The organism is uncultured Muriicola sp. (genome assembly GCF_947258935.1).
Classification (GTDB): Bacteria; Bacteroidota; Bacteroidia; order Flavobacteriales; family Flavobacteriaceae; genus Muriicola.
The window spans coordinates 46644-54552 of record NZ_CAMYKH010000008.1 but is presented as its reverse complement, the minus strand read 5'-3'; the positions used below and the strand labels follow the sequence as shown (position 1 = coordinate 54552).

General features: G+C 39.7%; 8 protein-coding genes. 2 read left to right on the top strand and 6 right to left on the bottom strand.

From position 1 onward, the window contains the following. Positions 1-614, top strand: a 614-nt coding sequence (locus tag Q0X72_RS02675; protein WP_297761677.1) for a hypothetical protein, incomplete at its 5' end; no start/stop codon positions are given. A gap of 61 nt (positions 615-675) precedes the next feature. Here Q0X72_RS02675 and fumC read toward each other — a convergent pair. Then, positions 676-2076 carry a class II fumarate hydratase gene (gene fumC / locus Q0X72_RS02670; RefSeq protein ID WP_297761674.1) on the bottom strand — a complete coding sequence of 467 codons (1401 nt, stop codon included), beginning with the start codon at positions 2074-2076 and terminating at the stop codon, positions 676-678. A 135-nt stretch (positions 2077-2211) separates the two neighbouring features. Between fumC and Q0X72_RS02665 the strand changes: the two genes are divergently transcribed. Next, on the top strand, positions 2212-2385 hold the full coding sequence (locus Q0X72_RS02665; RefSeq protein WP_165200566.1) for a hypothetical protein: 174 nt from the start codon (positions 2212-2214) through the stop codon (positions 2383-2385). 49 nt (positions 2386-2434) lie between these two features. On the opposite strand, the gene Q0X72_RS02660 is transcribed toward Q0X72_RS02665, so the two are convergent. The 5 genes from Q0X72_RS02660 to Q0X72_RS02640 form a co-directional block, all read right to left on the bottom strand. Further along, positions 2435-4945: a TonB-dependent receptor gene (locus Q0X72_RS02660; protein WP_297761667.1), complete on the bottom strand. Its 2511-nt coding sequence runs from the start codon at positions 4943-4945 to the stop codon at positions 2435-2437. Continuing rightward, positions 4946-5404, bottom strand: a complete 459-nt coding sequence (locus Q0X72_RS02655) for a hypothetical protein (protein ID WP_297761664.1) — start codon at positions 5402-5404, stop codon at positions 4946-4948. It abuts the gene before it with no gap. A gap of 128 nt (positions 5405-5532) precedes the next feature. Beyond that, positions 5533-5880, bottom strand: coding sequence for an arsenate reductase (glutaredoxin) (arsC, locus tag Q0X72_RS02650; RefSeq protein ID WP_297761661.1), 348 nt, complete (start codon positions 5878-5880; stop codon positions 5533-5535). 3 nt (positions 5881-5883) lie between these two features. Further along, positions 5884-6982, bottom strand: a protein-coding gene (gene prfB, locus Q0X72_RS02645; protein ID WP_297761658.1) for a peptide chain release factor 2 whose coding sequence is annotated in 2 segments (ribosomal slippage) — positions 5884-6918 and positions 6920-6982 — 1098 coding nt in all. Because the reading frame shifts where the segments join, the coding sequence is not laid out codon by codon here. A gap of 63 nt (positions 6983-7045) precedes the next feature. Beyond that, on the bottom strand, positions 7046-7903 hold the full coding sequence (locus Q0X72_RS02640; protein ID WP_297761655.1) for a transglutaminase family protein: 858 nt from the start codon (positions 7901-7903) through the stop codon (positions 7046-7048). Between the last annotated feature and the right edge of the window lie 6 nt (positions 7904-7909).

The window sequence follows — 7909 nt, the reverse complement described above, 5'->3', positions numbered from 1 at the left end:
AGACCGACCTTTCTTCATTAAGAAGATACAGAAATCAGGTTTCTGTCTTGAAAAAAGAAAGAGAAGTATTACTTCAGCAAGTAGATTCTTTAACCAGATCTAACTCTTTTTTAGCTATGCAAAGAGACAGTACGTTCGTAGAGCTAGAAAAGCAAGCAGTATTCAACGACTCTTTGGTTGTACAAAACACTCAATTAGCAGAAGCTGTAGAAAGAGGTTCAGCACTTAATCTTTCAACATTTAGCGTAGATGCAGTTAGAGAAAGATCTAGCGGAAAAATGGTTTCTACTCAGAGAGCCGGAAGAACAGACAAATTAAAAGTTTGTTTTACTATAGCTGATAATGTGATCGCTCAGGCAGGTGACAGACAATTCCTTATTGAGGTATTAGATCCTCAAGGAAATGTTCTTGGTGGCGGCAGCACTAAAACAAATGATGAAGGTGCCTCTGTAGCTTACAGCAAGGGAACAGATTTCTACTACGAAAATCAAGATCTTGATGTTTGTGATTTCATCAACAAGCCAGCTGGAGATTTCCAATCAGGAAACTATATGGTGAACGTTTATGACGATAGTCTAAAACTTCTTGGTACCTCTAAATTCACTTTGAAATAAGAGCGTATTAAATCAAATATTAAGGGCCTTCAATTGAAGGCCCTTTTTTTATGGGATAAATTTATTTTTTTAAGGATCCTACCATTTCTTCAGGTTTTACCCACTCATCGTATTCTTCTGCTGTTACATACCCGAGTTTAACGGCCTCTTCCCGTAAGGTAGTTCCATTCCTATGGGCTGTATTGGCAATCTCCGCGGCTTTGTAATAGCCTATTTTAGTGTTAAGAGCAGTGACCAACATAAGGGAATTATTGAGTAATTGTTTAATAACCTTATGATTAGGTTCTATCCCCGCTGCACAATGGATGTCAAAACTAACACAGGCATCTCCTATCAATTCTGCAGATTGTAATAAATTAGCGGCCATGACAGGTTTAAAAACATTCAGTTCATAATGGCCTTGGGCTCCACCCACGCTTATTGCAACATCATTGCCCATTACCTGAGCACAAACCATGGTAAGTGCCTCACATTGTGTAGGATTTACTTTTCCGGGCATGATAGAGCTTCCCGGTTCGTTTGCCGGTATTATGATCTCGCCAATACCAGAGCGCGGTCCGGAGGCCATCATTCGGATATCGTTTGCAATTTTATTAAGTGATACAGCCAGTTGTTTCAAGGCACCATGGGTTTCAACCAGGGCATCGTGTGCCGCCAGGGCCTCAAACTTATTTACGGCCGTTTTAAAGGGTAAACCTGTAAATTTCGCTATGTGGCTTGCAACCAATACGTCATACCCTTCAGGGGTATTTAAACCCGTACCCACGGCTGTCCCTCCCAACGCCAACTCGCTTAGATGATCCAGAGTGTTCTGAAGTGCGCGTAAACCATGGTCTAGTTGAGATACATAACCAGAAAACTCCTGACCTAAGGTTAACGGAGTAGCATCCATAAGATGAGTTCTTCCTATTTTGACAATATTATTGAACTCGGTCACCTTTTTTTGTAGCGTATTCCTAAGTTGGGTAACCCCGGGGATGGTAACTGTTGCTATTTTAGCGTAGGCCGCAATATGCATCCCTGTTGGAAAGGTATCGTTGGAGGATTGCGATTTATTCACATCATCATTGGGTTTTATGGTTTTTTCGCCAACTCCAATTTTTTTCCCGGCCAATTCATGCGCCCTATTAGCAATTACCTCATTTACATTCATATTGCTCTGCGTTCCAGATCCGGTTTGCCAGATCACTAATGGAAATTGATCATCCAGTTTCCCTGCCAATATCTCATCACATACTTTGGCGATCAGATCTCTTTTCTCTGCGGTAAGTATTCCCAATTCATGATTGGTATATGCGGCTGCTTTTTTTAAATGTGCAAAACCGTAGATAATATCCAGAGGCATAGAGGCTGTGGGACCTATTTTGAAATTGTTCCTGGATCGTTCTGTTTGTGCACCCCAATATTTGTCTGCAGGCACCTTTACGTCGCCCATTGTGTCTTTTTCAATCCTGAATTCCATAAGTCTATATTTTTTATCCTAACAAAGGTAAGGTTTGGAAGATTAAATTCTTTTTGTGAATTGCATAAAATTTCTGAGCTTAGATTTGCAAATTTTAGGATTTTCCAAGTATCTTTGCTGAGCAAAGCACGCATTATGTTCGAATTTGATCAATATTTAGGATTCCTGGCGTTTTTAACCATCGTAACCATCGGTTTTTGGTTAATGATGTTTCTACTGCTTTTTGTAGTACCTTATTGGTTGGGAGGGAATCTAATGGAGATATTTAAAGAAAAACGCGAGGCAAGAAGAGCTAAGCGCAACTCATAAAAAAAGAAGCCAATTGGCTTCTTTTTTGTTTTATTGTGTTAAAACCTTTTTAAGTACCCTCAAATTCATATTCTTCCTCATTTCCACCGCGTCCGTTTCTGTTTCTTTGATTTTGTGGCTGATTGAATCTATATAAGAAAGATAAGGTAATTTGTCTTTCTCTCCATTGAAATTCACTATAGGTAGCTACCGTATTCGTAATTGTCTCAGATCTTCGCTTTCTGGAGTTGAACAGGTCGCTTACATTTAATGATAAGGTTGCCTTGTCTTTAATTACATCTTTACTGAAAGCCAGATTTGTACTCAGGATTCCCTTATTGGTATTTTGCGCATCTTTGTTAGGGCCTCTGTAAAACAGATTCGTTTGAAAATCGATACTACCCGGTAATGGAACTTTAGCACTGACCCTTGTAAACCAGGTGAAGTTATCGGCATCAAAATTTTGAGTTATGACTTCATTCTGAAAATTAGTATATGTATAATCTCCACGAAGCTGTTGTTCAAATAAATTGAGGTTCCAGGTAATTCTCCAATCGCGCTTTGGGGTATACGAAGTTGTGAACTCTATCCCAAAGCGTCTATCCGTTGCAAGGTTTATGGGCGTTCGTGCTTGTACCGGAACCAATACCGGATTGTCCGGATCATCAGGATTCTCTATCTGTACAAAGTCGCCCGTTTCCTGAGTAATAAATTGGAAAACGCCTGTAGATCTGTTAAAATACCCCGATGTTGTAAAAGTGATCTTGTCCCATCGTTTTAAATACCCCAGATCGAAAGAGTTTGTAAAGGTGGGATCCAGATCAGGATTCCCCTGGAATAAGTTGGTGTTACTCGATCTGGACGGGAACGGATTAATAAATCTGGAGCGTGGACGTCGCAACCTTCGGCTGTAACTAATAGTTAGCTGTTCAGTTTCTGAAAATTCATAGCCGAGGAAAAGAGAAGGGAACCAATTAATATAGTCCTTATCAGTAACTTCATCTGTGTCTACCAATTCAATTCCAATATCGGACGATTCCATTCGGAGACCGCTAAGAATACTAAACTTTTTAACCTTTGTCCCTAACTGCATATAGGCAGCATTGACGTATTCTTTGTATTTTAATTCATTGCTAAAGTTTGGATCCCTGTCCAGAACTCCATTTTCGAGGATCCCAAAATCGAAATCAGTATTAAAATTATTGAATGTGCCGCGATAGCCCATCTCAAATTGGGATTGGTTGTCTTTCCCGAAAGGCAATACATAATCGAATTGCACCAATTGATTTATCTGTACCTCGTCATTGATGGTCTGTTCTGTAGGTAACCCGGTAGTCTCGCCAAGTACAATCTCATTGATAATAGAGTTTTCTATCTCCTTACCTGTAGAATACTGATAGTCTATGGTAAGCTCATGCCCATCCTTCTCAAATGCCTTTTTATAATTTACCGAATATTGAACATTCTCATCTGTTTCATCTTCCTCTGTAAAACGATTTCTTTGAATAGTAGGGTTTCTTACTTCATCGAAATTGAAAAAATCAATATCTACGGTATTCTCACCGTCCGAATTCCTGATTACCAAGGAATTAGTAATGCTGCTTTTGTCACTGAAAAAGTACTCGAATCCTATATTGGTATTAAAGCTGTTGTCCTGTCTTTGATATTGCCGAATCTCATCCTGAAAACTTAGGGTATTACCGGCATCATCAAAATTTTCCTGATCAAACTCTGCATTTCCCGGGGCATCTCTATATCTGTAGGTTGTAGTAGTAAAAATATTAAATTTTTCACGGCGTAGATTAAGGCTCAAAGCGCCGCCAAAATTGTCCGGATAGCCTGCAAAAACGTTTACAGAGCCATTAACACCAGCTGTCTTACTCTGTTTTAAAATAATGTTTAAGATACCTGCAGTACCTTCAGCATCGTACCTTGCGGAAGGATTGGTGATAACTTCTACACGATCAATGGACTCTGCAGGCAACTGTTGAAGTGCCTGTGGACTAAGCCCTGAGAGAGCTGAGGGTTTACCATTGATCAAAATTCGAACGCTTTCATTTCCTCTTAAACTAATATTTCCCTCTACATCTACGGTTACAGAAGGCACATTATCCAGTACATCGGTTACAGAGCCTCCTCTTACTGTTAAGTCCTGTCCTACATTATATACCTTTTTATCTAATCTAAGTTCAACGGTAGTACGATCTCCCACCACCACAACATCTGCTAATTGCTGGGCATCGATCTCTAGTTGAATAGTGCCCAGATCCACAGAGCTTCGGTAAGTCTGTGCTTTGAGTTCATAGGTCTTGTACGAGAGGTATTCTACCCGCACATGATACTGCCCCGGAGTGGTTTCTACCGAAAACTTACCGTCTATTCCTGAGATACCACCAGTCACCATTTCAGGTCGGCGTACACTTTGCAATATCAGCGTAGCATATTCCAGAGGTTGTCCTGTGTCTTTATCGAAAACAGTCCCAGTTATAGTGATTGGTTCTGCACGCTGACCTGTTGGCCTTTGAGCGAATGATATTAAAAAAGCCATTAAAAATAATGGCAAGACAAGAAGTTTTTTCATTTAAGACTTATTCTTTTTCTTTTTCCTTTTTTTTGATTTTACTTTCTTGCCGCCGTTTTGTTGATATTCAATCAATGCATCATATTTATCTTCTGGTAGGCTCGCTTTAAATTCCTCATCTTGTTTGCGATCAATATTCTCTCTGGCTTCGCGAGTTTTTTCCGGACTCAAATTCAGTATTTTCAATTCTATTCGTTGCTGTACGTATTTAGTAAGTATAGATGAGAGAACAGCTTGTTCAAAATCGTTTAGTGACAATGCTTCTGTGATCTTTGGCATTTCGGCTGCGACCATTTCATCTGCAGTCAATGGCTCGGCCTTTTTAATGGGTTCTTGAGCCTGAGGGATCGTTCTTCTTCTACCTGAATTTCTATAGGCTTGATTGTACTGTGCGTTTAATACAGGAGTCATTCCAAAGAATAGGATGATAAGAGCGAAAGTTTTAAAAATTGTTCTCATGATTGTTATTATTTCAAAAGTAAACTGAAGCAAAAGGCAGTGCGGTTAAATGTTTGTTAAAAGACATGTCCTCATTAAACATTTCTGAAAACATTAAGAAAATTTAAATGAATTTTGCAAAAAGTAGTTTAGATGCTCAGGAATTTTGAGATCTTTTCCGGAGGCCTTCCTACAACTCCTTTTTGGTTGTGAAGTACTATGGGTCTTTCAATGAGCTTGGGATTCCTGCTCATGGCATCCAGGATCATATCTTCAGAAAGTTCTTTTCCTTTAAAATCAGATTTCCAAATAGCTTCCTGAGTCCTTACCAGGTCCATAGGTGAAATACCCAGTTGTTGTATGATCTCCCTCAATTCCTGCTTGCTGGGAACCATATCCAGATAATAAACGATCTCGAAAGGTTGACCACTGGCCTCCACAAGAGCTAGACCTTCTCTCGATTTGCGGCACCTGGGATTGTGATATATTTTGATCATAACTTAGTTTTCTTGTTGTTGCCCCATCATCATGAGATACGCTTTAAGAAAGAGATCGAGATCACCATCCATTACGGCATCTACATTACCGGTTTCTTCACCAGTTCTTACATCCTTTACCAGTTTATAAGGGTGCATTACGTAATTCCGGATTTGAGAACCCCATTCTATTTTCATCTTTGAAGATTCAATTTCTGCCCGTGCTTCCTGTTTTTTGCGCAATTCTATTTCAAACAATTGCGACTTCAGCATTTTCAAAGCGGTGGCCCTGTTATCGTGTTGTGATCTGGAATCGGAACAGGATATTTGAATCCCGGAGGGCTTGTGAACCAGTTGTACTTTTGTCTCCACCTTATTCACATTCTGTCCTCCTGCACCGCTAGAGCGTGCAGTAGTGATCTCTATGTCTGAAGGATTCACCTCTATCTCTATACTGTCATCTACCAATGGATAGACATAGACAGAGGCAAAGGAGGTGTGTCGCTTGGCATTGCTGTCAAAGGGTGATATACGTACGAGCCTATGCACCCCATTTTCTCCTTTTAACCATCCGAAGGCATATTCTCCATCTATTTCTAAGGTTACTGTCTTAATGCCTGCCACATCGCCTTCCTGATAGTTGAGCTCTTTTACCTTAAATCCATTTTTCTCACTCCACATGAGATACATACGCATTAGCATGGCAGCCCAATCACAACTCTCAGTACCTCCGGCCCCAGCAGTGATTTGCAGAACTGCTGTCATATCATCGCCTTCCTCAGAAAGCATGTTTTTGAATTCGAGTTTTTCTACCGCTTTCAACGCCTTTTGAAACTGAACTTCTACTTCTTTGGCAGATACATCTCCTTCCTTATAAAATTCCAGAAGTACTTCAAGATCATTGGCTAAAACGAAAGCATCATTATAATCTCCTACCCATTTTTTCTTGGATTGCAGCTCGCGCATTTTTTCCTGCGCTTCCTGAGGATTGTCCCAAAAATTTGGAGCGAGCGTTTTCTCTTCCTCGTTTTCTATTTCAATTAATTTGGCATCAATGTCAAAGATACCTCCTTAACGCACCAAGGCGCTCTATAAGATCTTTTTGCTGATCTGTCGTAGTCATTGTATTATATTTTCATTCAAAAGTACCACACTTTTACGTAGTAGTAAATTATTAAAAATGATTTTATTGCTGTTGTTGACCGTGGACCTGTACGCTGTGGTTAGTGGTGTTACTGCCTTTGGAATACAAAATACCCTTTAATGGCGAACAGTCCGAATAATCCTTGCCATGTGCTACTTTAATGTGGTTCTCATTGGCGATCAGATTATTAGTGGGGTCAAAACCCACCCAACCCACATCTTCAATATAAGCCTCTGTCCACGCATGCATTTGAGAGTCACCGAAATACCCATTTCCCTGATGCAAATATCCGGAAACGTAGCGACAGGGAATACCATATTTTCTGGAAATAGCACAAAACAAATGCGCAAAATCCTGGCAAACCCCTTGCCTGTGTTCTAGCATTTCATCTAATGTAGTTTCTACGTCCGTGGCCCCCGGCGTATAAAATATCTTTTCATAGACCCATTTGTTTAACGCCTGAAGATTTTCAAATACAAATTGATCCTGCTGATATTCAAAAAAATTAATATGATGTTCTAGCAGGGTAGTTAATGGAGTTTTACGCAAAAAGGGCTCATGGTCTACTTTAAATTGAAGCTGTTGATATTTAGAATACTCATCCTCCTGGTTTATGGGAAGTATAAAATCGAAAGGATTTGACGTCTCTTTGAGAAGTTTAAAACTGGCTTCGAAAGAGATCGCTTCAAACGGAGCCTTAGCTAAAATTCGTATTGTTTTAAAGCCATATGCATTCGTTGAGAATTCATAGGGAAATTCCATAGAATTCTTGAAAGTAATGGCCTCCAATTTTTGATTATAATTTTCCTCCGGTATAATAAGGAATTGCCATCGAGCTTCCTTTACAGGATTGTCGTATACATTCTCTGCTTTGTAAACAATGTTATATTCTAAAGACATAATCTT

Bases quoted from the DNA above. Each gene is read 5' to 3' on its own strand.
- Q0X72_RS02665 (WP_165200566.1), top strand. From the start codon at position 2,212: ATGTTCGAATTTGATCAATATTTAGGATTCCTGGCGTTTTTAACCATC.
- Q0X72_RS02660 (WP_297761667.1), bottom strand. From the start codon at position 4,945: ATGAAAAAACTTCTTGTCTTGCCATTATTTTTAATGGCTTTTTTAATA.
- Q0X72_RS02640 (WP_297761655.1), bottom strand. From the start codon at position 7,903: ATGTCTTTAGAATATAACATTGTTTACAAAGCAGAGAATGTATACGAC.
- arsC (WP_297761661.1), bottom strand. From the start codon at position 5,880: ATGATCAAAATATATCACAATCCCAGGTGCCGCAAATCGAGAGAAGGT.
- fumC (WP_297761674.1), bottom strand. From the start codon at position 2,076: ATGGAATTCAGGATTGAAAAAGACACAATGGGCGACGTAAAGGTGCCT.
- Q0X72_RS02655 (WP_297761664.1), bottom strand. From the start codon at position 5,404: ATGAGAACAATTTTTAAAACTTTCGCTCTTATCATCCTATTCTTTGGA.